Raw genomic sequence first — 25,361 nt, 5'->3', positions numbered from 1 at the left:
GCACCTTCGGGTGCTCGGAGCCGGATCCACACAACCTTCCGCCACCGTCAGAGATGGTCGGCGTCGATGATCGCCCGCGCGAACGGCTGGGGCGCTTCCTGCGGGACGTTGTGGCCGATCCCGTCGAGGACGCGGTGCTCGTACTTGCCGGTGAACTTGCCGCGATACCCCTTGCCGTCCTTGGCCGCACCGTCGAAATCGCTGCTGACGGTGATCGCGGGCACCGAGATGACCGGCCCGGCGGCGAGCTGCTGTTCGTAGCCGTCGTACTGCGGTTCGCGGGGGGCCAGGCTCAGCCGCCACCGGTAGTTGGAGATGACGATGTCGACGTGATCGGGATTGTCGAAGGCGGTGGCGGTGCGGTCGTAGGTGGCGTCGTCGAAAGTCCAGGCGGGAGAGGCGCGTTGCCAGATGAGCTTGTCGAAGTCGTGACGATTGCGGTCGTAGCCGAGGCGGCCGCGTTCGGTGGCGAAGTAGTACTGGTACCACCAGCCGAGCTCCGCTTCGGGCGGCAAAGGCTGCTGCTGGGCGGCCTGCTGGGTGATGAGGTAGCCGCTCACCGCGACCATGGCCTTGACGCGTTGCGGCCACAGCGCGGCGATGACGTCGACCGTGCGTGCGCCCCAGTCGAATCCGCCGAGCACGGCCTTGTCGATGTGCAGGGCGTCCATGAAGTCGACGATGTCGCGCGCGATGGCCGACTGCTGCCCGGTGCGCACGGTCTGGGCGGACCGGAAGGTGGTTTCGCCGTAGCCGCGCAGGAAGGGCACCAGGACCCGGTACCCGGCGTCGGCCAGCAGCGGGCCGACATCGGCGAAGCTGTAGGCGTCGTAGGGCCAGCCGTGCAGCAGGATCACGGGCTGCCCGGTGGCGGGACCGAATTCGGCGTAGGCGACGTTCAGCACGCCCGCGTCGATCTTCTTGATCGGGCCCAGGCTGGTGTGCGCGCCCGATCCGGCCCGCAGGTTCACGGCCGCGGGAGCCGGCGCGGGGGCGGTGGAGTCGGTGGCGCAGGCGGTGAGGGTGGCCGCGGCCAGGCCCGCCGCCAGCGTGACGCCGAGGAGGCGTCGTCGGTCGAAGTTCATGCCTTCGACGCTAGGGAGCGGACCCGGGCCGCCGCGTGCGTCGGATGACGTAATCGGTGTCGATCGGTCGCGTCGGCGACCGGCCGATCATCCGGCCGTTTCGTCCAGGGTGGGCAGCAGGGCCGCGAGATCCCCGCGCGAACTGATCCCCAGCTTCGGGAAGATCCGGTGCAGGTGGGTGCTGACGGTCCGGTGCGACAGGTAGAGCCGCTGCCCGATCTCCCGGTTGGTCAGGCCCTGTGCCGCGAGTTGCGCGATGCTCAGCTCGTGCGGGGTGAGCCGCTCGCGGGCATCGGGGTCGCGGTTCGGGCTCGATTCACCGGCGCTGCGCAGTTCCAGGCGGGCCCGTTCGCTCCACGCGGTGAAGCCGAGCGCATCGAAGATCTCACGGGCCGTGCGCAAGTGGGTGCGGGACTCGACCACGCGGCGCTGCCGCCGCAGCCATTCGCCGTAGGCCAGGTGCAGGCGGCCGCGTTCGGCCGGCCAGCCGGTCAGATCCGCGGCCAGGGCGGCGGCGAACGCCTCGGCCGCCTTGTCGCCGGCGAGAACCGCTCGGGCATAGCGCAGGCCGATGTGCAGGGCCGGTGACGGCGTGGACGCGGCGGCCGCTTCGAGACCACGCAGCAGGTCCGTCAAGGCGTCGGCTCGACCGGCACGGACGGCGGCCTCGGCGAGTTCGGTGAGGAAGTACGCGGCCAGCGCCGGTGAATGCGAGGGATCGCGCGGATCGTGGACGCGGGCCAGGTCGGTGAAGGCGTCGTCGAATCGGCCTTCCCCGAGCGCGGTGAGCCCCCGGGTGAGCTGCACGGTGGCGAGCACAGGCCGGGCTCCCGCGGCCAGTCCGGTGCGTTCGGCGTCCGCCGCCAGGGTGGTGGCCTGCGCGTAATCGCCCCGCAGCGCGGCGATTTCGGCCTGTACCGACACGATCACCGCATGCATGAACGGCTGCTCGGTCTCCAGCGCGAACGCCGCCGCCTCGGCCGCGATGGGCGCGGCGGTGGCGATATCGCCGAGCCGGGCCAGGCTCCACGCCTGGATCGCGAGCGCCCGGGTCAGCAACCCCAGCCGACCGGCGGAACGGAATCCGGGTGCGGACGCCGCCGCGAACTGGGCCGCCAGATCGAACGCGCCGACCTGGTAGGCGGCGCTGCTGAGATAGTGGTCGACCTCGGTGTCGCGGCCGGAGGTCGCCGCCAGGGTGCGCAGGTGGCCGAGGACCTCGTCGCCCCGCTCGAACGGGGCCACGATCGAGTCGATCGCCAGCTTGGCCGGATCGCCGTCGGGAATGGCGAAGGTGTCGGCGACCGCGAGCACCGCGCGCCGGGTGTCGGGCCCGGGTTCGGACCAGAAGCAGCGGGCCGCCGCCGCCCACAGGATCCGCAGCGCGGGATCCGGGTAGCCGTCGGCGGCGACGTCGGCCGCCAGCACGGCCAGTTCGCCGATGCGCGTGTGGCTTTCGCGCATGCCGTCCTCGAAACCGCTGAGCAGCCAGGCCGCGGTGGCCTGCTGTCCGGCCGTGAGGGGCAGCAGGCGCGCGGCGTCCACCAGCCGTTCGACGGTGTCGCGGCGGCCGGCGTCGACGGCCAGTTCGGCGGCGCGCAGCAGGCGGTCCGCGCGGCGGCCGGGGGTGACGGTGAGGGCCGCGGCGTGTTCCATGGCGGCGACCGCGCCACCGCGGTGCCGGGACCGTTCGGCGGCGGCTTCGAGCGCGGCGGCGACGTCCTCGTCGGCGCCGGCCGTGCCCGCCGCCCGATGCCACACCTGACGTTCCGGCGACTCGGCGAGCACGTCGGCGAGCGCCAGGTGGGTGCGGCGGCGTTCCGCGCCGGTCGCCGCGGCCACCAGGGCCGACCGCACCAGGGGATGACGGAAAGTGACCGTGCCGGAACCGATCTCGACCAGCCGGGCCGCGACCGCCGGGGCGAGATCCTCGGCGGTGGCGGCGGAATCCAGGAGAATCCCGGCGGCGGTCAGGGTTTCGGCGACCGAGTCGCCGTCGTTCAGGGCGGCGACCAGCAGGACCGAGCGGGTCGGGCCGGGCAGGGCGGCGCCCCGGGCCGAGAAGGCCTGTTCCAGACGCTCGGTCAACGGCAGCGCCGAAGCGCTCTCGGTGAGATCCATCGCGGTCATGGGTAGCTCGGTCAGGGCGAGCGGGTTGCCGTGCGATTCGGCCAGCACGCGACGCCGGACCTGCGCGGGCAGATCCGGTGCGACGGCGTCGAGCAGCGCGTTCGCGTCATCGCCGGGAAGCGGTCCGAGCCGCATGACGGTCAACCCTGCGGCGCTCAACGGCGAGACCGCGCCGTCGCGCCGGGTCGCCAGCAGCGCAACGGGTTCGGAGTCGATGCGGCGCGCGACGAAGGCCAGCACCTCGGCGCTGGCCAGGTCGAGCCAGTGCACGTCCTCGGCGACGACCAGCACCGCGCGCTCGGCCGCCGAATCGGCGAGCAGGGTCAGGGCGGCGAGCCCGACCAGGTGGATGCTCGGCTCGTCGGTGCTCTCCGACATACCCAGAGCGGTTGTCAGCGCCTCGAATTGCCGGGCGGGCAGGGTGCCGAACTCACGGCGCAGCGGGTACAGGAGCCGTTGCAGCCCGGCGTAGACGAGATTGCGTTCGGCTTCCACGCCCGCGGTTCGCAGCACGCGATGACCGGCGGCGGAGGCGGCGGCGACGGTCTGCTCGACCAGCGCCGACTTCCCGATGCCGGGCTCGCCCTCGATCAGGATGCCGCTGCGCTCGCCGGGTCCGTCCACCAGGGCGGACAGGTCTTTCAGTTCGGTGTCGCGGCCGAACAACGGCATGGTGCGGAATCCTCCTCCGGGCCCGCACGGACGATGTGGGTCCCGCCGCGACCCTACCCACCGCCGATTACGTCAAGACAGCGTCATCTGACAGATTCGGCGACCCAGCCGTGACGGCGAAGGTATTTCCATGGCTACCGTTCGATTCCACCTGATGTCCACCCTGTCCCCCGCCGAGGTCATGCACGTGCTGACCGACTTCGGCCCGACCCGCCCCGACGCCTGGCCCAGCATCGACGCCGAACACTTCGTCGTCCACGCTCGCGGCGACAATTGGGCCGAGGTCACCGAGGGCACCGCCGCCGCCTGGGAGCGCGCCCGCTACGACTGGGACCCGTCCGGCGACACCGTCACCATCACCACCCTCGATTCCAAACTCTTCGGCGCGGGTGGCGGCTGGGTCTTCCGCATCACCCCCGACCTGCCCGGCAGCCGGGTGGACGTCGAGCTGACCCGCACCCCGCAGGCGTTCAAGGGCAAGATCCTCGCCGCACTGCTGCCCCTGATCGGTCCGTCCTCGCTCCGCAAGTCCTTCGCGACACCGCTGCGGGCCGTGTGATGTCCGCATCACAGCCCCACCAGCACGTGATCGCCGATCTTTTCGTCTGCGGACCGGTCGCGATGCTGCTCTGGTCCGAGACCGCCGTGCTGCACGGTCGCGGGCCGTCGGTGCGAGATCTCCTCGGCTAGTCCGGATCCGGTTGCCGGTTCGGGAAGATCGGGCGGCATCGCGCGCTTGTACCGTCCATGACGACAACCGGCTCGGAGGACCTCGTGAACCAGCAGAACCCGAACGGCTCGACCGTGCTGTCGGTCGGATTGCATCCCAGCGCAGTGGATTACAGCAACTACCCCCAGTTGACCGAGGAGATTCTGACCGCGCGCATCGCGGCCGGCGAGGCCGCCTTGCGCGAGGCCGGGTTCGATCTGGTGTCGTGTCAGCTGCCCGCCGACCCCGATGCGGCGGAAGCGGCACTGCGCGAACGCATTGCGGGGCAGACGTTCCGGGCGGCCATGATCGGCGCCGGCGTCCGGATGGCGGGCGAGCACACGCTGCTGTTCGAGCGGCTGGTCAACACGCTGACCGATGAGGTGCCCGGAATTCGGTTCTGCTTCAACACTTCACCGGAGACCACCATCGACGCGCTGCGCCGCTGGGTGAAGCCCAGCGCGCGCTGACCCGTCAGTCCGCGTCGTCCCGGATCTGCCACATCGCCTGGCCGATCGCCACCACACCGCGGGCGGGCAGGGTGACGTCGCCGATCCGGGGGTTGGCGTCCAGGTGGGCGGGGCGACCGAGGTCGTGACCGTCGAGGACCGCGGTCGAGTCGGTGACCAGGTACATGCGTTCGGGCATGAGGAGGCCGGTGTGTCCGCTGGGCATGGTTCCCGCCATCTCCAGACGCCCCAGACCCAGTGCCGTCGCCATCATTTCGCGTGAGCGGATGAGGGTGCGGGAGCGCCAGGTGGCGAGTGGCAGGTGGCCGCCGACGGCGTTGAGGGCGCGCAGGGCCGGGGTTTCCGTCACGGTCAGCGTCCAATCGAGGGCCGGGTTGTCGACGGTGACGTACAGGGACGTCGGGCCCGTCCATTCGGCGCTGACCGACGCGAGACCGGTGTGGTCGCAGGCGGGGCCGTAGTAGCGCGGGCACGCGTGATCCAGGCGTTCGCCGTCCACGAAGATCGACCAGCGGCCTTCGGGGTCCCGATGCCAGACGGTTTTGTAAGGGCCGAAATCGTTTTCGGGGAAGACGCGGAGCGCCAGCACATGGCCGCTGTCGAAGGGGAGGCCGAAAACGCCCCAGCCCTTGACGTATTCGTGGCCCGGCCAGGGCGCATGGCCGCGGTGTTCGGGGAGGCCGGTGAGCCGGGAGGCCAGATCGAGCATGGGGTCACCTCCGGTGGGGGGTCAGTAGCTGAAGGTGGTGGCCGGGTCGTCGCCGATCCACTGCCACATCGGAATGGTGCCCTGCAGCTCGGCGTTGCCGACCAGGTTGTCGGCCTCGAGTTGCTTCGCGTTGAAGCAGATCGGGCACACGAAGTAGCGGCCGCCGGCCGCCTCGTAGCGTTTGCACAGCTCCTGGAGGGGCGGGCAGCCGTCGCACGCGACGCCGATCGCGGTGTCGGCCAGCGCGAGCCGGACCGCCTCCTTGGTGAGGAACATCAGGGTCTCGCGCCCGGTCTCGGCGGCGCCCACGGCTACCAGGAACGCGACGGTGACCTTCTCGGGGTCTTCGAGCCCGGTGGTCAGGCTGATCACGGCTTTCGACATGATTCGACGGTAGGCGCGGCGAATCCGGGTGTCGTCGGGCGTTCTCCCTACGAATCGGTGGTCAGTGTGTCGAGCAGACCGTGCTGGACGGCGTAGAGGGTGACGGTCGAGCGGGTCGACGAACCGGTCTTGGTGTAGATGCGTTCGATGTGGGTGCCCGCCGTTTTCGGGGCGATGCCCAGGGTGCGGGCGACCTGGCGGGTGGACGCGCCGCGGGCGATCAGGGCCAGGACCTCGAGTTCCCGCGGGGTGAGGCCGTCCGGACCGGTGCGGCGGCGCTGACGGGGCTGTCCCGCCGCCTCGAGGACGGCGTTGACCGCGCCCGCGTCGAGCCGCCCGCGGCGCACCTCGGAGCGGAGTTCGGCGAGAATCCGCTTGGGCGGCAAGGCCTCCCGGTACGCGCGCGGTTCGCTCATCGCGCGATAGGTGTCGGCGGCGGCCAGCAGCCGCGCCGAGACCGGAATCGAGGGACCGGTCAGGCCGCGATGCGCGCCAGAGCCGTCGAGGCGCTCATAGGCCATGGCGGCGATGGCGCCGATACGGGCCAGTCCGGCGGGGCGGGCGAGGACCCGTTCGGTGTAGTACGAGTTCATGCGCAGCCGCTCCAACTCGGTGACGCTCAAGGGCCCGGGCTTGTCGAGAATCGTTGCGGGAACACCGTGCAACCCGATGTCGTGGAGCAGGGCCGCGCGGCGCAGCACCGTGACGTCGGGTTCGGCAAGCCCGGCGGCGGCCCCGGCCCGGGCCGCGAGATCGGCCACGCCACGCGAGTGGCCCGCCCGATAGGGCGAGCGCAGATCGGTGAAGTCGGCGATCACCTCGAGGGCCGTATCCAGTTCGGCGCCGGTGAGATTGCGCCGCAACGCGGGATCGGCGGCGATGAGCTCCCCGTAATCCGGCTCGGAGTCGTTGTCGGCCAGCAGGTCCCGCGCCGAGGTGCAGAATTCGTCCACCACGGCCGGATCGAACTGGGTGCCCCGCCTGGCCCGGGCGACCTCGACGGCGGCCTCGATTCCGGCGGTCCGATGCAGCACCTCGGCGACGTCGGCGAGATGGAACAGCCGCATCCCCAACCCGATTCGATCCCCGCCGACCCCGACCGGCACCCCCTTGCCGTCCCACCGCGCGAAGAACTGCCGCAGCGAATCCCCGACCGCGGGGGCCAGCCCGAGCCGGTCGGCCATGGTCGATGTGGTGAGGCAGTGCGACATGAGCCCACGCTCGATATCGCGCCCGCCCTTCGCCGCGATCGCCACCGTCTTCCGCACCCGCTGCGCGAACGGCCCCGAAGCCCCCGCGTGCGAGAGGAAGAACCGCGCCCCGCCCATCCCCCGCAGGTCGGTCCCGTAGCTGTCGGCCCGGAACGCGATATCGTCCCCGAACCACGCCGAAACCTCGGGCGCGTCGGCCACACATCCGGCCCAGGCCAGGACCGCGGTGTAGTACAGGTCGGACCGCTCCCCCTCGCTCAGCCCGACCCGCTCCCCCAGTCGCGTGGCGAGCCGCCAGGACCGTAGGACGTGCGCCATCGGCTGGCCCAGGCCGAGGTCCATCGCGAACGAGAACGCTGCCAGCAGTGCCGCCAGCGAAACACCCGTGTCCCGAGCGTCACGCGCCATGCTGCGAGCATAGGCGCGCGCCGAGCCGTTCGATCTCGGATCGGCCCGCGACCTGGACCGACGGTCCGGATCGGGGTGTGCCCGTCAGTCGGCGGCGATCGCCTCGAAGGTGCCCGCCTGGTAGGAGCCGCCCTTGGTCTTCGTGATGACCGCCAGCCGGTTGGCCGCGTTGATCAGGGCGATGACGTAGACGAGCGCCGCGGCCTGATCCTCGTCGTAGTGTTTGCGGACCAGCGCCCACGTCTCGTCGGAGACGCCGTGGCCGGTGTCGGCGAGGCGGGTGCCCTCCTCGGTGAGGGCCAGGGCGGCCTGCTCGGGCTCGGTGAAGACGGTCGATTCGCGCCAGACGGCGACCAGGTTGATGCGGGTCGCGGATTCGCCCGCGGCGGCCAGCTCCTTGGTGTGGCCGTCGACGCAGAAGCCGCAGCCGTTGATCTGGCTGGCCCGCAACTCCACCAGCTCCATCAACGATTTCGGCAGGCCCGACTGGGTGATCGCCAAGCCGACACCGGCGAACCGCTTGCCGAGCTTGGCGCCGACCGCGTTGGTGTTCAGGTCGATTCGGGGTTCCATCATGTGATCCTCACGTGCGGTGATGAATTGGACGACCACAAGACGCCGGGGAACGCGTCCGCGTGACAGCGTCGAGCCTGTGAGGCGGGCCACGGCCGAAACAGAAGCGCCCGCGCCATCCGGGGATGACGCGGGCGGTGGGACGCGCGGCTACTTCGGTTCCGGGTGGGTGGTGGGGGTGTGGATGATGTCGAAGTACACCGTCTTGTCGTTGGCGTCCGGGTACACGCGGTAGGTGAATTCCTTGTCGTTCAAGGTGATGATGTCGGTGACGCGGCGGAACTTCTCCTGTCCCGCATCGTCTTTCGCGACGATGGTGCGGGTCTTGCCGTCGGCGGGGACGGACCAGTCGCCGTGCATCTTCGGGGTGTCGTCCAGGTTGTACATGGTGAAGGTGCCGTCGGGCTTGAAGTAGGCGAAGCCGACGTAGTTCTTGACATTGTCGTCGGTCAGCGGCACCTGGTTGCCGTGGGCGTCGGTCGCGGAGGTGGTCTCCCAGGCGGTCGCGGCCAGTACGGCGGCCGGGGAACCGGGCGGTACGGCCACGGTGGCGGAGGCGGCCGCGGAGGTGGTCGGCTGGGCGGAGGTGGTCGGCTGGGCGGAGGTGGTGTCGGAGCTGGAATTGTCGTTGCTGCTGCACGCTCCGAGCGCACCGACCGCCGCGAGGGCCACGGCAAGAGTCGCGATATTCCTCGTCATCTCTTTACCTGTCCTCTAGTTACCCACCGGCAAGCCCCGCTCGAGGAATCGCTGGTCGGAACGGATGGCGGCGGGTCCGTTGAGTCACGCCATCGGGGCCGATAGGCCGAATCCGCCCGATCCCCGATTCCGCCGCTCGCGCATATTGCGAGCCCGGTCACAGCTGTGGCAAAGTGATCCCCGCAATATTGAGACTAGGCAGTCTCACAACTTGGGGATTCAGGGTTAGGAAGTGGGTCGATGAAGACCAGGCGACTGACCGGGCGGCTCGTACGCTTCGGGACGGTGTCCATCACGACGCTGGTGGCGGCGGCATTCACGGTGGGACCGGCGCACGCCGATCCGGCCGCGCCGACGCTGCCCCCGATCGCGCCGGCACAGGTGCTGCCACTGCCGCCGGAACTCGATCCCGGCTTCTACAACCCGCCCGCCGACGTGATCGCCGCCGCCGCGCCCGGCGAGATCATCGCGGCCCGGCAGGTCAATCTCGGCAACTTCGGGCTGATCCCGCTGAACGTGGACGCCTGGCAGGTCTCCTACCGCTCCAACAACAGTCGCGATGAGGCCATCGGAGCGGTCGCCACCCTGATCAAGCCGCGCGGCACCGCGCCCGCGCCGCGCAAGCTGCTCTCGGTGCAGATCGCCGAGGACTCCACGCAGGGATATTGCAGTCCCTCCTATGCGCTGCAACACCTTTCGGCCGCGCCGTTCCTCGGGCAGATCGTCGCGCCCGCCGAATTCCTCTTCGCGCAGGCCGCGCTGCAGAAGGGGTTCGCGGTGGTGATCCCCGATCACGAGGGCCCGAATTCGGCGTACGCCGCCGGACCGCTGGCCGGACGCATCACCCTCGACGGCATTCGCGCCGCCACCTCGTTCGCGCCGCTCGGCGTCGGCGCCGGCGCGCCGACCGCGCTGTACGGCTACTCGGGCGGGTCGATGCCCACCATGCACGCCGCCGAGATGCGCAAAACCTATGCGCCGGAACTGAATATCGTGGGCGCGGCCTCCGGCGGCACCGGCGCGGACCTGGGCGCGGCACTGCTCATGGCCAACAATCAGGCCACCGCGGGCCTGGTGCTGGGCGCGGTCCTCGGGCTCTCGCGGGAGTACCCGGACTTCAGCGCGCTGCTGGACCAGAAGCTCAACCCGCTCGGCCAGCTGCTGCGCACGGTGAAAGCACCGTTCTGCGTGCAGTACCAGACCGCGCTGCTGCCGTTCCTCAATATCACCGGCATGATCAACTCCCCCGACCCGCTCGGCGAACCCGCTGTTCAGGCCATGCTCGAGGACACCCGCCTGGGCAAGAGCCTGCCGGACATGCCGCTGTTCGTGTGGCACTCGCGCTGGGACGAGATCCTGCCGTTACCCGCGGCCGACAAGCTGGTCGACACCTACTGCGCGCAGCCCGGAGCGCAGGTCACCTACACCCGGGACTGGGCCAGCGAGCATGTCATCGGCGAGGTCTCCGGCGGACCGGCCGCGCTGCTGTGGCTGTTCGATCGCTTGAACGGCATTGGCGCGCAACCGGGCTGCTCCACCACCGACATGCCGTCCATGCTCGGCACCCCCGGTGAGCTGCAGTCCCTGGGCGAGACGCTGGGTGAGACCTTCGCCTCATTCTTCGGCAAGCCGATCGGCACCTGATCAGCGGGTTCGGGTCATGGTGCGGTAACGACTCCTTCGCATAAGTAACACTCGGATCTCCGGTTACGACGTCTCCGTTTGTAGACGGCCCGCTCAATCGCTGGGCCTGGCAGTTCACTTGTCGGGGTGAAATGGGGATTCGGGCATGGATATTCGCGGGTTCGCGAAACGACATAAGATCGCGTCGGCGGTCGCCGCTCCCGCGGTGCTGGGTGTGGCGGCCGCGATAGCGGCCACCTACGCGCTGACGGGGCCGGATTCGAAGCAGGCCGATCCGGCGCTGACTTCGTCGGTCACCGAATGCCATGACATGGTGACCATCTCGGTGGCCGGGCGCAACGACTCGCCGCAGTCCGGGACCACCAAGATGCTGGTCGACGCGAACGGCAACGAACTGCCCGCCGCCCTGTCCGACGATTACCAGAGCCACTGGGTGGACCCGGTGGTCAACGCCCCCGGCGGCTCGGTCGACTCCAATTCGTATTCGGCCGTCTACATCTCCTACCCCGCGAACCTGAACAGCTACGAGGACGCCGTCAATACCGGTGTCGCCAATACCGAGCAGGTCATGCGGGATATCTCCGCGGCCTGCCCGAACACCAAGTACGCGATCGTCGGCTATTCCGAGGGCGCGGACGTGGTGCGGCGGGTGGCCATGCAGATCGGCCACCAGAGCGCGGGCGCGGACGGCAAGTACGGGATCGTGGATCCCGGCAATGTCGCGGGCGTGGTGATCCTCGCCGACGCGGGCCGCACCGCCGGGGAAGGTCCGTTCCCGGGCGCGAAGGACCCGAGCCGTCCGGACAACTTCAACCAGAGCTACCAGACCGGCAAGCAGGTCGCGGGCGGGCAGGGCGCGCTGCCCGACCAGGCCGGTGACTTCGGCGCGCTGAACGGCCGCATCGCGTCCTTCTGCTCCGACGGCGACCTCACCTGCGCGGCGCCGAAGAACATCTCGCTGCTGCAACTCGCCATCAATGTCGGCCGCCAGATCAATGCCGACCAGATGCAGAACGAGGGCCTCAACCCGACCACCGGCATCGACGTCGCCGTCGTGCTGGGCAAGATCGCCGGCGACGCCTTCGCCGACATCGCGCACAACCCGGGCTGGTGGACCAGCAAGGAGACCTTCCTCGACGTGCTGCTCAAGGTGTCGCAGCCCGGCTACCAGGCGAACCAGCAGAACGCGACCCCGGTCGCCGCGGACAATATCGCCGCCGAGAACATGTCGCCGCTGGCGTACCTGCCGCAGAAGGTGTTCAACGAGGTCATCGGGCTGATCACCACCAACCAGAACACCATCCCGGTGATCATGAACGACCCGTACAACCTGACCCTGGGCCCGAACGGCACCGGCCACCACTTCGACTACTGGCACGACTCCAACCCGGACAACGGCAAGCCCGTCAGCTCCGCCGAGTACGCCGCCGCCTGGCTCACCGAACTGGCGAAGCAGGCCCAGGCCCACCAGCTCGACCCGAAGACGCTGACCACCACGCCGACCCCGACCACCACGTCGAAGGCACCGGCTGTGCTGGCCGCCGCCCCGAAGTCCGGCGAGGCCGCCACCACCACTCCGGCGACCGGAACCACGACGACCACCACCACCCCGGCCCCGGCCGTCACCACCACGACGCCGCCAGCCACCACGACGGTCGCGCCGGACACCACCACCGCACCGGTCACCACCACTCCCCCGGTGACCACCACCGTCCCGACGACGACACCCGTCGTCACCACCACCACCGCGGCGCCCACCACCACGCCCAAGAACTGACAGCGCAGCAACGCGCCCCGGCATCCCTCGGATGCCGGGGCGCGTTCTGGTTTCGTCACCCGGGGAGACGGGTCAGCGAATGGTGAACCAGACCAAGCTGCCCAGCCCCGCGATCAGGCAGTAGACGGCGAAGGGGGTCAGGGTCTTGGTCTCGAAGTACGCGGTCAGGAACTTGACCGAGATATAGGACAGCACGCCCGCGACCACGCTGCCCGCGACAGCGGGACCGAGGATGGCGTGATTCTCGGGCTTGAACAGCTCCGGCGTCTTCAGCACACCGGCCGCCAGGATGACCGGGGTGGCCAGCAGGAACGCGAAGCGGGCGGCGTCCTCGTGGCGCATGCCCTTGAACAGGCCCGCCACGATGGTGCTGCCGGAACGGCTGATGCCCGGGAAGAGCGCGGCGATCTGGGCCGATCCGATCAGGGTGGCGTCGCGCATGGTCAGGCGGGACAGGCGTACGTCCGAGGCCCGGTCCGGGTCGGTCATCGGCAGCACGATGGTGTCCTCCATGGACACGTCCCGGCGGCCGGTCGGGCCGGCGAACACGAAATCGGCCTCGGGCTCACGCTTGCGCATGATCTCCGCGGACAGCAGTACGAAACCGTTGATCGCCAGGAAGATCGAGGTGGGTACGGGAGTGCCGAGGTAGTTGCGGACGATCTTCTCCAACAGCAGTCCGGCGAGGCCGACCGGAATCGTCGCCACCACCAGCAGCACGCCCAATCGTGCTTCGGGCGTGCGGATCTCGCGGGTCAGCGCCACCTCCCACAGGCCGCGCAGGATGCGCACCCACTCCCGCCGGAAGAAGATCACCAGGGCCAGCGCGGTGGCGACGTGCATGGCCACCAGCAACGCCAGGTACGGGGAATCCTTGGCGGACATGCTCAGATCGTCGGCCCACTGCCCGCCCACCCAGGCCGGCAGCAGGATGCTATGGCCCAGGCTGGAGACCGGGAACAGCTCGCTCACCCCTTGCAGCGCGCCGACGACGATCGACTCCAGGTAACTGATGGCCATACGAATTCCTGTCGGGCGGTGGTGCGGGGACCCGAACACCCCGATGGCGCCGGGGCAGCTCGCCTGGCGAGGCTACCGGAAGCAATCCAATTGCGCGGCGCGGCGTCCGGCAGCGTGGAATACTTCGGCGATATGCAGTACAGGGGATTCGGTAATCCCGATGTCGGCGAGGATCCCGAGTTAGCTCAAGCCCGCATCTTCCTGGACGAATTGGAAAGGCATGTAGTCAAACTGACGCGGCGATTACAAACCGCGCCCACCACGGAAGCCCGGCAAACGATCTCGGCCGAACTTTCCACGGTGCGCAAGTATGTCGATCGCATTCACCGCAGATTTCCCGGCATCGCCGTCGCTCATTGATCGAGCCGCGGCCGCCAGCGTTCGGCGGAACGGACCATGTCCAGGCCCACCCGCTCGAGATAGTCCCCCATGCCCAGCAGCCGCAGCCCGGCGGGCGTGGCCACACCGAGCGCGTCCGCGCCGTGCCGGGCCTGGGCCGCCAGCCGCTCGTTGACCCGCGCCCCGGCGAGAATGGTTCGGTACCAAGCGGACTCGTCGATCACGTAGCGGTCGCGGCGGGTGCCCGGGTCCCGGTCGCGGCGGATCAGCGCCCGCTCCTCGAGCCGCCCCACCGCCGCGGACACCGTCGCCGGGCTCACCCGCAACTGGGCCGCCAGCTCGGCCGCGGTAAGACTGCCCGAGTCCGCGGCGTACAGCCGGGCCAGCACCGCGGCGGCCGTGCGCGGCATCCCGAACTGCGCGAACAGCAGCGCGAAGCGGTCGCTGACCTCGGTCAGCAGCACCGGATCGCGGCCGTATTCATCGACGCCGGAAGGCTTCTCGACGGGTTTGGGCCGCGGCGTGCGGCGGCGCGAACGCACCGCGGTGGCGGCCTGCGCCAGCTCCGCGCGGTAGCGGCCCGGACCGCCGTTGCGGGTCACCTCGCGGCTCACGGTGGAGGTCGGCCGGGACAGGCGACGGGCGATCTCGGCGTAGCCGAGGCCCCGGGCCAGACCGGCGGCGATGAGGCGGCGATCATCGGGGCTGAGTCTTCCTCCGGGCACGGAGCGGCTCCTTCATCAGATGCCGCCGAGGCGGCGCGGCACCACCCTATTGCAACACGAAAACCGCCCGGCGGGCGCCGCAAATGATCATCGTGACAATCGAAAACCCTTGGCACACTTGCATTATTCGATTCGTGACGGCATTCGGTCTTCACCCCGGTTGGGAACGCAACGTAGCGTTCGCCATCAGTCGAACAGCCCGCGCTTCACAATCCGGTCAGGTCGGCGAGCACCGTGAAATCCATGATGTCCGCGCCCGCCAGGAACACCGGCTGGGTGGTGTGCGCCCCGCGCACCCGCACCTCACCGCGCGGGCCACCGTAGCTCACCCGCGCCGCGCCACGCTCGATGAGCCGCACGTCCAGGCTGTGCGCCGCCTCCGCCAGCGAGGCGAACAACAGCAGGCCCTCGTAACAGGATTCGCCGATATTGTTCAGCGCCGGCGCCAGCTGGCCGAAGCGGGAGGTGTAGCGGCTGCCGAAGGCCATCGCCTCCCGCGACACCAGGCTCTCGAAATAGCCGCCGGCGGTGAACAATCCGCGCGCGCTGTCCGGACCGCCCGCGTAGAGCACGTCCTCGCCGATCATCATGCTCAGCCGCAGGCGGCTCTCGTCCAGCCCGGCCGCCGCGAAAGCCTGATTGAAGGCCGCGCAATCCGCGCCGACCATGAAGAGCAGCACGCCCTCCGCGGGCGAACTGCGGATGAGATCCAGCGCCGCGGTGAAATCCCGGCTGCCCAACGGCACGAAAACCTCACCGACCACGTCGATATCGCTCGCGTCAGCGAATTCCCAAGTGACCCTTGCCGTTTCACGCGGCCAGACATAGTCGTTACCGACGATGCACCAGCGGCGTACCCCCAGCTCGGCGCGGAACCAGCGCAGCGCGGGGAACAACTGCTGATCCGGGGTCTCCCCCACCATGTAGACGCCGTCGGAGTCCTCGCCACCCTCGTAGAAGGTGGTGTAGATGTAGGGCACCCGGCCCGCGGTGTACGGGGTGATGGCCTTGCGCGCGTTCGACAGATGCCAGCCGACCACGCCGTCGATCATGCCGCGGCTCACCATCCGGTCGATCTGCGCGGCCAGCACCGGCAGCGGCGCGCCCGCGTCCACCGGATGCAGCCGAACCCGGCGGCCCAGGATCCCGCCCATCGCATTGATGTCCTCGACGGCCAGCGCGGCACACGCCTCGCAGGAAGGCCCGAAGATGCCGGCCGAACCGCTCATCGGGACGACCAGGGCCAGGTCCACCGTCGCCCGGCGCGACCGGGCCGCACGTGGCGTCATCGATCATCACCGCCGTCCGAATACCCACGGACCCGCCCGCGCGCCCACCCGGGACCACGCGGTGCGAGACGAAGGGGCACGATAGCACCGTGAACAGTCCTGACGCGCGCGAGCTCATGTTGCTCGCCGGTGAGCGCACCATCGCCGAACGCGGGCCGCACGTGGCCCTGCGCGATATCGCGGTGGCGGCGGGACAACGCAACAACTCGGCGGTCCACTATCACTTCGGTTCCCGGGACGGACTCATCGCCGCCATTATCGAACGCCATCAGCCCGCATTGGAATCCCGCCGGACCGAACTGCTCGCCGAGCACGAGTCCTCGGGCGCCCCGGACAGCGTCGCAGCGCTGGTCGCCATTCTGGTGCGGCCCATGTTCGACGTGCCCTACTCCGAGGGCTCGACGCACTACGCGCGGTTCCTGGAGCAGGCCCGCGCCCATCCGGCGGTCACCGGACCCAATCTCAACGAAAAGCGTTGGCAGACAACACGAGTGCTCGTCGCGAGGCTGTATCACGCACTGGCGGAACTGACTCCGGCGCAACGCCGGTACCGGCTGCAGGCCATGACCACGGTCATGTTCGCCCTGCTCGCCGACTACGAGCGGTACGTGCTGCCCACCGAGATCGAACGCGAGGACGTGCGCGACAGCATCATCGCCATGATCGTCGGACTACTCAGTGAACCGGTGAACCACCCCGGTCAGGGGGCCACCGTCCGGGCGTCCGGATCGAAGCCGCCCGGCACCTCGTAGACCACGCCGTCGCCCGCCGACCAGCCGGCCGCGAACGGAGCCACCGCCCCGGTGTCCGGGTCGACGGTCACGATGCCCGCCTGCCGCAGCGAATCACCCACGACGACACGGGGATCCGCGCCGTAGCCGATCAGTAGCCGGCCATCCGGGATCCAGGCCGACGCACCCGCCCCGCGGGAGGCCACCCGCGCGATCGGCACCGCCGGTGCGCCAGGGGCATCGATCCGGAAGATCCGCCCGCTCACCAGATCGGTGACGCACCCGCGCCCGGCCGGGTCTACGGTGATCCCTTCCAGCGCGGTCCCCGTCAGATTCGCCACGGTGACTGTCGGCCCGCCCGCGCTCGCGCACACCGGTGCGGCATTCGCGGGAGTCGCGGCGACCGTGGACCAGGCCGCGGCCGCGAGCGTGGCGAGAGCCAGTGCCGCCGTTTTCCTCGCACCCATTGCCCTACCTCGCACTATCGGTCAATTGATCAAGAATTCGGGGGAATCACATCCGGCGATCGGTTCACTGGAAGCGACGCGCTCCGGTCACCGGCATATTCGACAGCGGCGAGACCTTCACCCCGGAACCGTAGTCACTGGCGTGAATGATCTTTCCGTCGCCGAGGTACATCGCCGAATGGCCACCACCGTAGTAGGAGACCAGATCACCCGGCTCCAATTCGTCGATCCCGACCGGGGTTCCCGCGGCGAGCTGTGAATAACTCGTGCGCGGCAGTTCCACGCCCGCCTCTCGATACGACCACTGCACCAAACCGGAGCAGTCGAAGGAGTCCGGGCCGTTCCCGCCCGTGCTGTAGTTCGCGCCGAGTTTGGTGCGGGCCGCCTCCACCGCACGCTCGCCCGCCGTTTTCGGCATCACCGCGGGCACCGTGGTGCGGGTGACCGCGGAATCGGTCACGCCGGGGATTCCGGTCAGCGGGGGCAGGGCGGCGGGCACCACGAAGGTGCCGAGACCGGCGACCGATACCGTGCGCGATTCCGGCGCGGGGGCCTGGATCACGGCGGTCGGGTCGGCGAGGGCAAGGGTGCCGATCGCCGGAGTCGGGGCGGCGACGGCAGGGGTGCCGATCGCCGGAATCACGATGGCCTGGCGCAGCGACTCCGGGAGCAGCGACCGCACCGGCGCCGGGTCGGGCATCGCGTCGGCCGGGGCGATGACGATGTGCTGCGGCGCCACCGTCATCCGGGGGGCCTCCGGCTCGCCGATCGCCGATTCCGGCGTGGGAGACATGGTTCCGGCCGCGGGGGGCAGAATGCCGATCGCGGGGGTCACCCGGCCGAGCGGGGCGGCGATCTCGTCCGGGATGTCGATCGCCCCGATACCGGGGATCGTCACCGGCGCCGCCTGCGCCTGGCCCGCCGCGAAGAACAGGGCGGCTCCAATGGCTGCAGCTCCGAGGACTCCTGTCACCAGGGTCCACAGGCTCAGCCGCGGAAGTAATCGAACCTTCTGTCTATCACCGTTGGTTTCCATGAGCGGTCGTCCTCCGATCAAGCCGTGAGAGCTATCCGGTTTCCGTCCATCACGCGAAATTTTTCGGTACTGCCAGCAGATCCGAGAATGCATATTTCGCCGGAAGGTCAGAGGTGGCAACGAATGACATGCGTATTATTCATTACGAAACGGTAACCATTGACGGCTGTGTCCAATTGGACACAGCCGTTTTTCAACCAATTCGACACCCCCGAGCGAGCCTTCACGGGCGCGCCCCGCGCGCGTGTGAGACTGATCGAGGAAGCTGCCCTCCCCATCAACAGGAGGTTGACCGATGACCAAATCCCCTGCGCTAGGCAACCTTCCCGAGCCGCTGGTGATCACGCTCGGGAATCTCAAAGGAGGCGTAGGCAAGACGACCTCCGCCTTCTTCATCGCCTCGTATTTCACTACCGCGCACAAACTTCGAGTACTGGTGATCGACGCCGACCCGCTGAGCCAGACCGGGTACTCCTGGTATCGGCGACTACAGAAGGCCGAGATCGACATTCCCTTCGAATTGCTCGCCTTCCCCTCGCGGCACGTGAACGACTGCATCACCGACAATTCCGCGAACTACGACGTGATCATCGTCGACGCCGGCGGCGAATCGGCCGACATCTTCAAGGCCGCCGTCCCCGTCAGCGACGAACTCATCCTCGTCACCAGCGTCAGCCCCTCGGAAGTCAAACGCGTCCCCAGTACCTACCGCGCCGCCGAGGAGGCGGCCGCCGAACACGAGAAGGCCATTCGCGTGCGTGTGCTCATGACCAAGGTTCCGGTCACCATGAAGAACGGCGTCAACGTATCCACCGAATACCGCACGCAGCGCGGCAATCTCGAGGACGCGGGCTACGAGGTCTTCGACTCCTACATCAGCGCCTGGAAGTGGTATCGGGAGGCCGCCGACGGCGAAGTCGGCGACGGCGCGGAGAACCCGATCGAGGATCTCGGCGAATACCGGGCCGTCGGCGACGAACTGGTGCGCGACTACATCGAGTCCCGTGTCCCGGCGGAGGTGTCGGCCTGATGCCGCCCCAGCGCAGAAAGACCTCCATCGGCGGCGGCCTGGGCCGAAACCCGCTCTCCGACGAGGCCGAGCACACTCCCCCGGTGTCCCCGCTGCGCGACGCCAAATGGCCGCGCACGCCGAAACTCTCACCGGCCGCCACCACCGTCCTCATGGCCCCGGCCGCGCCCGCGGCGGAAGCGGCGGCGCCCGCCGCCACCGCGACCGCCACCCTGACGCCCGAGACGGTGGCGGCCGAACCCGTGGCCGCGCAACCGGCCACGCCCGCACCGAAGATCCCGGCCGCACCGAAGGCTCCGGCACCGGAGCCGGTGGTGCGCGAGGCCAGCCCGGCGGCGGCCGAGAGCGTGCCCAGCGTGCTGGATCTGCCGCTGCCCACCACGGGTGGCGAAGGACCGCTCAGCCGCAGCGAGTCCGATCAGCTCGAGGTGTGCGAGTCCTCCATCGACGCGCTGCGGGTGGCCTTCTGGACCGCCGGGCGCGCCCTGCAGATCGTGCGCGACGGCCGGCTCTACCGCGCCGACCACGCCACCTTCGACGAGTACGTGGAGAAGCGCTGGGACATGCAGCGGTCCTACGCGCACAAGCTGATCCGGGCCTGGCCGCTCGCCGCGCGCCTGCACCCGGTCGCGCCCGCCCTCAACGAGGGCCAGATCCGTGAGCTGCTGCCGGTGGCCGCGGCCTACGGTGAGGACGCGGCGGTCACCGTGTACACCACGCTGGCCGCCGACGTGAAGGTCACCGCGGGCAAGCTCCGCGAGGCCGTCGCCGTACTGCCCGACGACTACGAGGAGGGCGCGGTGGTGCAGCGGCTGCGTGCCTGGCTGCGCGGCGACCTCTCCGAGGAGCAGCCCGCCACCGCCGACGTGTTCAGCGCGGTCGAATCCCGGCTCACCGCACTGACACAGAAGGTGGTGAAGGGGTCCGGGGAGCATCCGGTGGCCGCGCGCGAATTCGCGGCCAAACTCCGGACGCTGGCCGAACTCATCGAGCGGCAGATTCCGGCGACCGGGCGAATGCCGGACGTCGATTAGCTCGCGACAGCACCCGCCGAAAGGGCCCGGCCGAAAGCCGGGCCCTTTCGTTGTAATAGCAAAAGCCTATTCAACTTCACGAGAGGTAACACTCGAACCTCTCAGCGGCTATGCCCCCGAACCCGCTGAACCCGCAGCCTCACACCCGAACTCCAGACAACTCCGAGCGTCGCTCACAGCAGCCGCGGTCGGTCGCTCTCGCGACCGGCAGTGTGGGGTTGTCCGCCGTGGATTCCAGCACCTGGACGAGGTCGCCGATGATCGCCCTGAATTCGACTGGATTACTCCCGATTCATATCAACTGGCAGTCATGGGCTGGCTCGTGCCCGCCGCGCGCCCAATGAATCGCGACCCACCCCCACCCCCGAAGAACTCTTGGCCTCACCCCGGCCCTTGCGAACTCTCGGGCCTCACTCAGGACGGCCGTCGGCTCAGCGCATTCACCCGCATATCCCTTGACCCAGCGCCTCACCCGCATAACCGTGACTAAGCGCCTCTCCCGCACAGCCGTGGCTCAGCGCCTCTCCCGCACAGCCGTGGCTCAGCGCCTCACCCACACAGCCGCGACTCAGCGCCTCACCCACACACCTGTGGCTCGGCGCCTCACCCACACAGCCGCGACTCAGCGCCTCACCCACACAGCCGTGGCTCAACGCCTCACCCACACTCTCCGTGGCGCACATCCTCGCCCCGTACCGCCTATTACGACCCGGATATGCGAGAAGGGCTCCCCGTTGAACGGGGAGCCCTTCTCGGTGCGTTGTGGGCTATTCGCCTACCGCGCGGCGTTCGCGGGCGCCGGCGGCGCGCTGGCGGGTGGCGCGGGCCTCGGCGGCGTCGAAGAGGTCGAGGTGCTCGAAGAACGGGTCCTCGTCGTCGGATTCGACCAGAACGGCACGGCGCAGCTGGGTGCGGGTCTCGTCGCGGTCGGGGCGGGGGCGTTCGCGGGTGCGGCGCTCCTCCTCGGCGTCGGCGTCGGCGTCGGTCTGTGTGCGGGACGCGCGGGCGGCGCGGCGGCGGCGGATGTCCTCCTCGATGCGGACCTGCTTGCGTAGGTAGGCGAGGTAGGCGACCAGCACTATGCCGGACAGCGCCGAGAGCCACCACAGGATCGAGGAGATGGCCAGGCCGGCGGCGGCGAACAGCAGGACGGCGAGCACCAGGCCCAGGACGGCGCGCTGACGGAAGGTGTAGCGGGCCGCGCGGGCGGCGGCGTCGGCCTCGGGGTCGAATCCGCCGCGTCCGCGCCGGGACGGCACGAAATCCTCGTCGTCGGATTCGGATTCCGGCTCCGGCTCGGGGTCACGCAGCGCGGGGGCGCGGGAGACCCGCTTGCGGGGCTCGGCCGCCGGCTCGTCGGACACGGCGGCTTCCGGCTCAGCGTCGTCGGTCTCGGCCGCGGCATCCACGGTCTCGGATTCTGTCTCATCCGTGGCGGTTTCGGGGTCGGTCTCGGATTCCGCTGCGGCGGGCTCGGATTCGGCGGCACCCTCGTCCGCGTCGTCGGCGTCCTCCGGGTCGGTCGAATCCGTCTCGGGTTCCGGCAGTTCGGCGCTCACCGCGGCGACGACCTCGTCCTTCTCGGCTACGGTGGCTGCCGTGTCGGCCGCGGCGGCGGTGAGGGCTTCCGGTTCGGCGGGGCTGTCGTCCGATCTGGTCATCCGATCCTCCGGATCCTCGCTCGGGTGAAGCTTTCTGCGAACCGGCACGTAGTCCGGGTCGGTGTCATGTCCGGTCGCCGGACCTTTCCTGGTGCGTCGCTTGGCACCACCGCGATGCAACACTCGTGTCGAGAGGGCGGCGTCGGTGTGCTGCCGGATGCGGGGATGGCGATTGGCCAGCATCGGGAAAAGCACGAAGACCCAGAGCACCACCAAGCCGATCCACAAGATCGAATTCGGCATTGGCCCTTACACCTCCGTCCCGCCCTGTTGTCTGTCCCTTCTGATCGGAAAACAGACGCACCACCGACGTGCGTAGGTTAATTCCACGCCGTGGGTATTCCCCTCAGGCGCGCCGACCACACACGCAACACTAGTCACACGAATTCGGTCGAGAAAACTCTCACACGCCGCGCTCAGCGAGTTATCAGGCTTTGCTGGCGCGCCCCGCGCGAATCAACCTGTCCACCACGGTCCCCGAAACCTCCTCGACCGTCATGCCGACCAGCAGATGATCCCGCCACGCGCCGTCCACGTCGAGGTAGCGCTGCAGCATGCCCTCCTCGCGGAAACCGACATTGCGCAGAACCGCCTGACTGGCAAGGTTTTCCGGCCGCACCGTGGCCTCCACCCGGTGCAGGCCCACCTCGCCGAAGCAGTGGTCCAGGCCCAGGGCCAGCGCCGCGGTGGCCACGCCCTGCCCGGCCAGCTCGCTCGACACCCAGTAACCGATCCACGCCGATCGCAGCGCGCCGCGCACGATATTGCCCACCGTGAGCTGACCGCTGAACTGGCCGTCCACCTCGATGACGAGCGGAATCATGGCGCCGCGCCGCGCCTCGGCCTTCAACGCCGACCACAGCGCGGGCCAATTGCTGGAGTGGTTACGCGCCTCCCACGGACCGCGGCCGGTGGGCTCCCACTTCTCCAGATAATCCTTGTCCCGGACCCGGATCCGGCCCCACGCGGACGCGTCCCGCAGGCGGATCGGCCGCAGCGTGACCGTGCCCGCCGCGACCCGCACCGGACCCAGATGCGCCGGCCAGCCCGGATGCTGGGCCGAACGGAAGACGTTCACGCTGAATCCATTCGCCATGCTCGGGTGCTCTGCGTTGTTACGCGAGCTGCCGCCTTCGGGCCCTGACCGATCATGTCGGACCTCACCCACGCTGAGCCAGGAACGCGACCTGGACCTCGTCACCGGTACGCACCTCGGTGGTCTCGGGGTCGATCACGATGAGGCTGTTGGCCTCGGCCATGGTGGCCAGCAGATGCGAGGACGCCCCGTTCGGGCCGCCCAGCGGCTGCACCAGGTAGTCGCCGGTCTGCTCGTCGCGCATGAGCTGCGCGCGCAGATAGCCGCGGCGGCCCGGGATCGAGGCGATCGGCAGGATGGTGCGCGCCCGCACCATGCGCCGCATGGGGTGCCGGCGGCCCAGCGCGATCCGGATCAACGGCCGCACCATGACCTCGAAAACCACCAGCGCGCCAACCGGATTCGCGGGCAGCAGGAAGGTCGGCACCTCGTCGCGGCCGAGCAGGCCGAAACCCTGCACCGACCCGGGATGCATGCCGACCCGGGTGATCTCCAGCTCGCCGAGCCCCTCGAGGGCCTCGCGCACCTGCTCCGACGCCCAGCCGCCGACCGCACCCGCGATCACGACCACCTCGGAGCGGACCAGCTGGCCCTCCACCACGTCCCGCAGCCGCTTCGGATCGGCGCTCACGATGCCGACCCGGTTCACGTCCGCGCCCGCGTCGCGCGCGGCGGCGGCCAGGGCGTAGGAGTTCACGTCGTAGACCTGGCCGGGTCCGGGCGTGCGGTCGATGTCGACCAGCTCGCCGCCCACCGACAGCACCGACAGCCGGGGCCGCGGATGCACCAGCACCTTGTCCTTGCCGACCGCGGCCAGCAGGCCCACCTGGGCCGGGCCGATGATGGTGCCGGCGCGCACGGCCAGATCGCCGGGCTGCACGTCGTCACCGATGCGGCGCACGTAGTCGCCGGAGCGGACCGCCTCGTAGACCTTCACCCGGGCGCGGCCGCCATCGGTGTTCTCCAGCGGCAGCACGGCATCGGCGAGGGTCGGCAGCGGCGCGCCGGTGTCCACCCGCACGGTCTGGCGGGGCTGCAGGCGGATCGGCTGGCGGGAACCGGCCGCCACCTCCCCCACCACCGGCAGGCTCAGGAGCACCGAATTGCCGTCCTCGTCGCGGATATTCGCGCCCGCGCCGGCCACATCCACACTGCGCACGGCGTACCCGTCGATGGCGGCCTGGTCGAAGCCCGGCAGCGGGCGCTCGGTGACCACATCCTCGGCGCACAGCAAACCCTGTGCCTCGCTGATCGCGACCCGGACCGGCCGTGGGGCCACGGCCGCGGCGGTCACCTTGATCTGCTGATCCTCAACCGAGCGCATGCCGCCCTTCCGTAGTCTCTCCCGTCCGTCGCCTCATTCGCATGTGGTCAGCTGCGGATTCCAGTCCGGACCGAGCCGCTGCTCGAGCCACTCGCGCAGGGCGGGACCGTATTCCTCGCGTTCCAGAGCGAAATCGACCGCAGCTCGAAGATAACCGCCAGGGTTGCCCAGATCGTGCCGCGACCCACGATGCACTACGACATGAACCGGGTGGCCTTCCGCGATCAGCAGCGCGATGGCGTCGGTCAGCTGCAGTTCGCCGCCCGCACCGGGGGTGATGCGGCGCAGCGCGTCGAAGATGGCGCGGTCCAACAGGTATCGCCCGGCCGCGGTGAAGGTGGAGGGCGCCTCGTGCACGGCGGGCTTCTCCACCATGCCGTTGACCTTGAGCACGTCGCACGGGCCGTCGGGCAGTTCCTCGACATCGAAGACGCCGTAGGCGCTGACCTCTTCCTTGGGCACGTCGATGGCGCACAGCACCGAACCGCCGTAGGTGTTCCGCACGTTGGCCATCAGCTCCAGCACGCCGCCGGGCAGCACCAGGTCGTCGGGCAGCAGCACCGCGATGGCGGTCTCGTCGGCGTCGAGCACCGATTCCGCCTGCGCCACCGCGTGACCCAGGCCCAGCGGCTCCTCCTGCACCACCGAGGTGACGTCGAGCAGGGCGGGGGCCTTGCGCACCTTCTCCAGCAGATGGAACTTGCCGCGCTCGGCGAGGGTGCTCTCCAGCACCAGGTCCTCGACGAAATGCGCGACCACACCGTCTTTTCCGGGCGAGGTCACGATCACCAGCCGATTGGCGCCGGATTCCGCGGCCTCGGCGGCGACCAATTCGATGCCCGGGGTGTCGACCACCGGCAGCAACTCCTTGGGAACCGTCTTGGTCGCGGGCAGGAACCTGGTGCCGAGCCCGGCCGCGGGGACCACCGCGGTGCGGAAGCACGACTCGGTTCCGCCGCCAGTAGCTGTCATGAATTTCACCCTATCCATCCGTCATATGCCCGAGAGCGGCTCGTGGCCGCCTCGATATCCCCGAGAGCCTAAGGGGCGAGGACGGCAGGAGCGCACCGAACGCCGGACCGAGGGCATTCTCACCGACCGACCCGTTCTTTTCATTTGGCGTTCGTCGCACTGTGAC

The 25,361-nt window shown here is 69.5% G+C and carries 25 protein-coding genes; 9 read left to right on the top strand and 16 right to left on the bottom strand.

Annotation, left to right across the window (positions count from 1 at the left end; all coding sequences use genetic code 11):
- Positions 1–47 precede the first annotated feature (47 nt).
- Together ACFYTS_RS09430 and ACFYTS_RS09425 are read right to left on the bottom strand one after the other, a co-directional pair.
- Positions 48–1,085, bottom strand: coding sequence for an alpha/beta fold hydrolase (locus ACFYTS_RS09430; protein ID WP_387302471.1), 1,038 nt, complete (start codon positions 1,083–1,085; stop codon positions 48–50).
- A gap of 87 nt (positions 1,086–1,172) precedes the next feature.
- The gene (locus ACFYTS_RS09425) at positions 1,173–3,887 is read right to left on the bottom strand and encodes an ATP-binding protein (RefSeq protein WP_387302469.1); all 2,715 of its coding nucleotides are present in this window, start codon (positions 3,885–3,887) and stop codon (positions 1,173–1,175) included.
- A gap of 130 nt (positions 3,888–4,017) precedes the next feature.
- On the opposite strand from ACFYTS_RS09425, the gene ACFYTS_RS09420 reads away from it, so the two are divergent.
- The 3 genes from ACFYTS_RS09420 to ACFYTS_RS09410 are packed head-to-tail and all read left to right on the top strand — an operon-like array spanning position 4,018 to position 5,066.
- The gene (locus ACFYTS_RS09420) at positions 4,018–4,446 is read left to right on the top strand and encodes a hypothetical protein (protein ID WP_387302467.1); all 429 of its coding nucleotides are present in this window, start codon (positions 4,018–4,020) and stop codon (positions 4,444–4,446) included.
- The gene (locus ACFYTS_RS09415; RefSeq protein WP_357280600.1) at positions 4,446–4,577 is read left to right on the top strand and encodes a hypothetical protein; all 132 of its coding nucleotides are present in this window, start codon (positions 4,446–4,448) and stop codon (positions 4,575–4,577) included. The genes ACFYTS_RS09420 and ACFYTS_RS09415 overlap by 1 nt, the downstream gene beginning before the upstream one ends.
- Positions 4,578–4,634: 57 nt before the next feature.
- A complete protein-coding gene (locus ACFYTS_RS09410) occupies positions 4,635–5,066 on the top strand; it encodes a hypothetical protein (RefSeq protein WP_357280603.1) in 432 nt (143 codons plus the stop codon).
- A gap of 4 nt (positions 5,067–5,070) precedes the next feature.
- Here ACFYTS_RS09410 and ACFYTS_RS09405 read toward each other — a convergent pair whose 3' ends face one another.
- The 5 genes from ACFYTS_RS09405 to ACFYTS_RS09385 all read right to left on the bottom strand — a co-directional run bounded on the left by ACFYTS_RS09405 (position 5,071) and on the right by ACFYTS_RS09385 (position 9,050).
- Entirely contained in the window at positions 5,071–5,775 is a 705-nt protein-coding gene (locus ACFYTS_RS09405; protein ID WP_387302465.1) for a hypothetical protein, read from the bottom strand.
- Positions 5,776–5,796: 21 nt separating this feature from the next.
- Positions 5,797–6,162 carry a DsrE family protein gene (locus tag ACFYTS_RS09400; RefSeq protein ID WP_357280864.1) on the bottom strand — a complete coding sequence of 122 codons (366 nt, stop codon included), beginning with the start codon at positions 6,160–6,162 and terminating at the stop codon, positions 5,797–5,799.
- A gap of 44 nt (positions 6,163–6,206) precedes the next feature.
- On the bottom strand, positions 6,207–7,778 hold the full coding sequence (locus ACFYTS_RS09395) for an HD domain-containing phosphohydrolase (protein WP_387302463.1): 1,572 nt from the start codon (positions 7,776–7,778) through the stop codon (positions 6,207–6,209).
- 84 nt (positions 7,779–7,862) lie between these two features.
- On the bottom strand, positions 7,863–8,351 hold the full coding sequence (locus ACFYTS_RS09390; protein ID WP_387302461.1) for a carboxymuconolactone decarboxylase family protein: 489 nt from the start codon (positions 8,349–8,351) through the stop codon (positions 7,863–7,865).
- Positions 8,352–8,501: 150 nt separating this feature from the next.
- The gene (locus ACFYTS_RS09385) at positions 8,502–9,050 is read right to left on the bottom strand and encodes a DUF4822 domain-containing protein (protein WP_387302459.1); all 549 of its coding nucleotides are present in this window, start codon (positions 9,048–9,050) and stop codon (positions 8,502–8,504) included.
- A gap of 240 nt (positions 9,051–9,290) precedes the next feature.
- Here ACFYTS_RS09385 and ACFYTS_RS09380 point away from each other — a divergent pair, with 240 nt between their 5' ends.
- Together ACFYTS_RS09380 and ACFYTS_RS09375 are read left to right on the top strand one after the other, a co-directional pair.
- Positions 9,291–10,694 carry a lipase family protein gene (locus tag ACFYTS_RS09380; protein ID WP_387302457.1) on the top strand — a complete coding sequence of 468 codons (1,404 nt, stop codon included), beginning with the start codon at positions 9,291–9,293 and terminating at the stop codon, positions 10,692–10,694.
- A gap of 145 nt (positions 10,695–10,839) precedes the next feature.
- Complete coding sequence (locus tag ACFYTS_RS09375) at positions 10,840–12,471, top strand: cutinase family protein (RefSeq protein WP_387302455.1); 1,632 nt, start codon at positions 10,840–10,842, stop codon at positions 12,469–12,471.
- Positions 12,472–12,543: 72 nt separating this feature from the next.
- On the opposite strand, the gene ACFYTS_RS09370 is transcribed toward ACFYTS_RS09375, so the two are convergent.
- Positions 12,544–13,497, bottom strand: a complete 954-nt coding sequence (locus ACFYTS_RS09370) for an undecaprenyl-diphosphate phosphatase (RefSeq protein WP_387302874.1) — start codon at positions 13,495–13,497, stop codon at positions 12,544–12,546.
- 12 nt (positions 13,498–13,509) lie between these two features.
- Between ACFYTS_RS09370 and ACFYTS_RS09365 the strand changes: the two genes are divergently transcribed.
- Positions 13,510–13,851 (top strand): hypothetical protein, encoded by a 342-nt coding sequence (locus ACFYTS_RS09365; protein ID WP_357280887.1) that lies wholly within the window; start codon positions 13,510–13,512, stop codon positions 13,849–13,851.
- On the opposite strand, the gene ACFYTS_RS09360 is transcribed toward ACFYTS_RS09365, so the two are convergent.
- Positions 13,845–14,555, bottom strand: coding sequence for a MarR family transcriptional regulator (locus ACFYTS_RS09360; protein ID WP_387302453.1), 711 nt, complete (start codon positions 14,553–14,555; stop codon positions 13,845–13,847). The two genes, ACFYTS_RS09365 and ACFYTS_RS09360, sit on opposite strands and share 7 nt — an antisense overlap.
- A gap of 206 nt (positions 14,556–14,761) precedes the next feature.
- Entirely contained in the window at positions 14,762–15,844 is a 1,083-nt protein-coding gene (locus ACFYTS_RS09355) for a substrate-binding domain-containing protein (protein ID WP_387302451.1), read from the bottom strand.
- An 89-nt stretch (positions 15,845–15,933) separates the two neighbouring features.
- On the opposite strand from ACFYTS_RS09355, the gene ACFYTS_RS09350 reads away from it, so the two are divergent.
- Positions 15,934–16,596 (top strand): TetR family transcriptional regulator, encoded by a 663-nt coding sequence (locus ACFYTS_RS09350; protein WP_357280624.1) that lies wholly within the window; start codon positions 15,934–15,936, stop codon positions 16,594–16,596.
- Here ACFYTS_RS09350 and ACFYTS_RS09345 read toward each other — a convergent pair.
- Positions 16,545–17,042, bottom strand: coding sequence for a hypothetical protein (locus tag ACFYTS_RS09345; protein WP_387302449.1), 498 nt, complete (start codon positions 17,040–17,042; stop codon positions 16,545–16,547). The genes ACFYTS_RS09350 and ACFYTS_RS09345 overlap by 52 nt on opposite strands.
- A 64-nt stretch (positions 17,043–17,106) precedes the next feature.
- Entirely contained in the window at positions 17,107–18,078 is a 972-nt protein-coding gene (locus ACFYTS_RS09340; RefSeq protein ID WP_387302447.1) for an NlpC/P60 family protein, read from the bottom strand.
- 295 nt (positions 18,079–18,373) lie between these two features.
- Here ACFYTS_RS09340 and ACFYTS_RS09335 point away from each other — a divergent pair, with 295 nt between their 5' ends.
- Positions 18,374–19,108 carry a ParA family protein gene (locus ACFYTS_RS09335; RefSeq protein ID WP_357280630.1) on the top strand — a complete coding sequence of 245 codons (735 nt, stop codon included), beginning with the start codon at positions 18,374–18,376 and terminating at the stop codon, positions 19,106–19,108.
- Positions 19,108–20,142: a hypothetical protein gene (locus tag ACFYTS_RS09330; protein WP_387302445.1), complete on the top strand. Its 1,035-nt coding sequence runs from the start codon at positions 19,108–19,110 to the stop codon at positions 20,140–20,142. Before ACFYTS_RS09335 ends, ACFYTS_RS09330 begins: the two co-directional genes overlap by 1 nt.
- A gap of 767 nt (positions 20,143–20,909) precedes the next feature.
- Here ACFYTS_RS09330 and glpR read toward each other — a convergent pair.
- The 4 genes from glpR to ACFYTS_RS09310 all read right to left on the bottom strand — a co-directional run bounded on the left by glpR (position 20,910) and on the right by ACFYTS_RS09310 (position 25,195).
- Positions 20,910–22,046, bottom strand: coding sequence for a gephyrin-like molybdotransferase receptor GlpR (gene glpR, locus ACFYTS_RS09325; RefSeq protein WP_387302443.1), 1,137 nt, complete (start codon positions 22,044–22,046; stop codon positions 20,910–20,912).
- 184 nt (positions 22,047–22,230) lie between these two features.
- On the bottom strand, positions 22,231–22,899 hold the full coding sequence (locus ACFYTS_RS09320; protein ID WP_357280638.1) for a GNAT family protein: 669 nt from the start codon (positions 22,897–22,899) through the stop codon (positions 22,231–22,233).
- Between the two features lie 64 nt (positions 22,900–22,963).
- Positions 22,964–24,223, bottom strand: coding sequence for a gephyrin-like molybdotransferase Glp (gene glp, locus ACFYTS_RS09315; RefSeq protein WP_357280640.1), 1,260 nt, complete (start codon positions 24,221–24,223; stop codon positions 22,964–22,966).
- Positions 24,224–24,256: 33 nt separating this feature from the next.
- The gene (locus ACFYTS_RS09310; protein WP_357280643.1) at positions 24,257–25,195 is read right to left on the bottom strand and encodes a UTP--glucose-1-phosphate uridylyltransferase; all 939 of its coding nucleotides are present in this window, start codon (positions 25,193–25,195) and stop codon (positions 24,257–24,259) included.
- Between the last annotated feature and the right edge of the window lie 166 nt (positions 25,196–25,361).

Origin of the sequence: Nocardia sp. NPDC004151, assembly GCF_042874235.1 — a bacterium.
Taxonomy (GTDB): domain Bacteria; phylum Actinomycetota; class Actinomycetes; order Mycobacteriales; family Mycobacteriaceae; genus Nocardia.
Note: the sequence above shows the minus strand (reverse complement) of the source record. Positions and strands in the feature narration are given on the sequence as shown.

Bases quoted from the DNA above. Each gene is read 5' to 3' on its own strand.
- ACFYTS_RS09430 (WP_387302471.1), bottom strand. From the start codon at position 1,085: ATGAACTTCGACCGACGACGCCTCCTCGGCGTCACGCTGGCGGCGGGC.
- ACFYTS_RS09425 (WP_387302469.1), bottom strand. From the start codon at position 3,887: ATGCCGTTGTTCGGCCGCGACACCGAACTGAAAGACCTGTCCGCCCTG.
- ACFYTS_RS09420 (WP_387302467.1), top strand. From the start codon at position 4,018: ATGGCTACCGTTCGATTCCACCTGATGTCCACCCTGTCCCCCGCCGAG.
- ACFYTS_RS09415 (WP_357280600.1), top strand. From the start codon at position 4,446: ATGTCCGCATCACAGCCCCACCAGCACGTGATCGCCGATCTTTTCGTC.
- ACFYTS_RS09410 (WP_357280603.1), top strand. From the start codon at position 4,635: ATGACGACAACCGGCTCGGAGGACCTCGTGAACCAGCAGAACCCGAAC.
- ACFYTS_RS09405 (WP_387302465.1), bottom strand. From the start codon at position 5,775: ATGCTCGATCTGGCCTCCCGGCTCACCGGCCTCCCCGAACACCGCGGC.
- ACFYTS_RS09395 (WP_387302463.1), bottom strand. From the start codon at position 7,778: ATGGCGCGTGACGCTCGGGACACGGGTGTTTCGCTGGCGGCACTGCTG.
- ACFYTS_RS09390 (WP_387302461.1), bottom strand. From the start codon at position 8,351: ATGGAACCCCGAATCGACCTGAACACCAACGCGGTCGGCGCCAAGCTC.
- ACFYTS_RS09385 (WP_387302459.1), bottom strand. From the start codon at position 9,050: ATGACGAGGAATATCGCGACTCTTGCCGTGGCCCTCGCGGCGGTCGGT.
- ACFYTS_RS09380 (WP_387302457.1), top strand. From the start codon at position 9,291: ATGAAGACCAGGCGACTGACCGGGCGGCTCGTACGCTTCGGGACGGTG.
- ACFYTS_RS09375 (WP_387302455.1), top strand. From the start codon at position 10,840: ATGGATATTCGCGGGTTCGCGAAACGACATAAGATCGCGTCGGCGGTC.
- ACFYTS_RS09355 (WP_387302451.1), bottom strand. From the start codon at position 15,844: ATGACGCCACGTGCGGCCCGGTCGCGCCGGGCGACGGTGGACCTGGCC.
- ACFYTS_RS09345 (WP_387302449.1), bottom strand. From the start codon at position 17,042: ATGGGTGCGAGGAAAACGGCGGCACTGGCTCTCGCCACGCTCGCGGCC.
- ACFYTS_RS09340 (WP_387302447.1), bottom strand. From the start codon at position 18,078: ATGGAAACCAACGGTGATAGACAGAAGGTTCGATTACTTCCGCGGCTG.
- ACFYTS_RS09335 (WP_357280630.1), top strand. From the start codon at position 18,374: ATGACCAAATCCCCTGCGCTAGGCAACCTTCCCGAGCCGCTGGTGATC.
- ACFYTS_RS09330 (WP_387302445.1), top strand. From the start codon at position 19,108: ATGCCGCCCCAGCGCAGAAAGACCTCCATCGGCGGCGGCCTGGGCCGA.
- glpR (WP_387302443.1), bottom strand. From the start codon at position 22,046: ATGCCGAATTCGATCTTGTGGATCGGCTTGGTGGTGCTCTGGGTCTTC.
- ACFYTS_RS09320 (WP_357280638.1), bottom strand. From the start codon at position 22,899: ATGGCGAATGGATTCAGCGTGAACGTCTTCCGTTCGGCCCAGCATCCG.
- glp (WP_357280640.1), bottom strand. From the start codon at position 24,223: ATGCGCTCGGTTGAGGATCAGCAGATCAAGGTGACCGCCGCGGCCGTG.
- ACFYTS_RS09310 (WP_357280643.1), bottom strand. From the start codon at position 25,195: ATGACAGCTACTGGCGGCGGAACCGAGTCGTGCTTCCGCACCGCGGTG.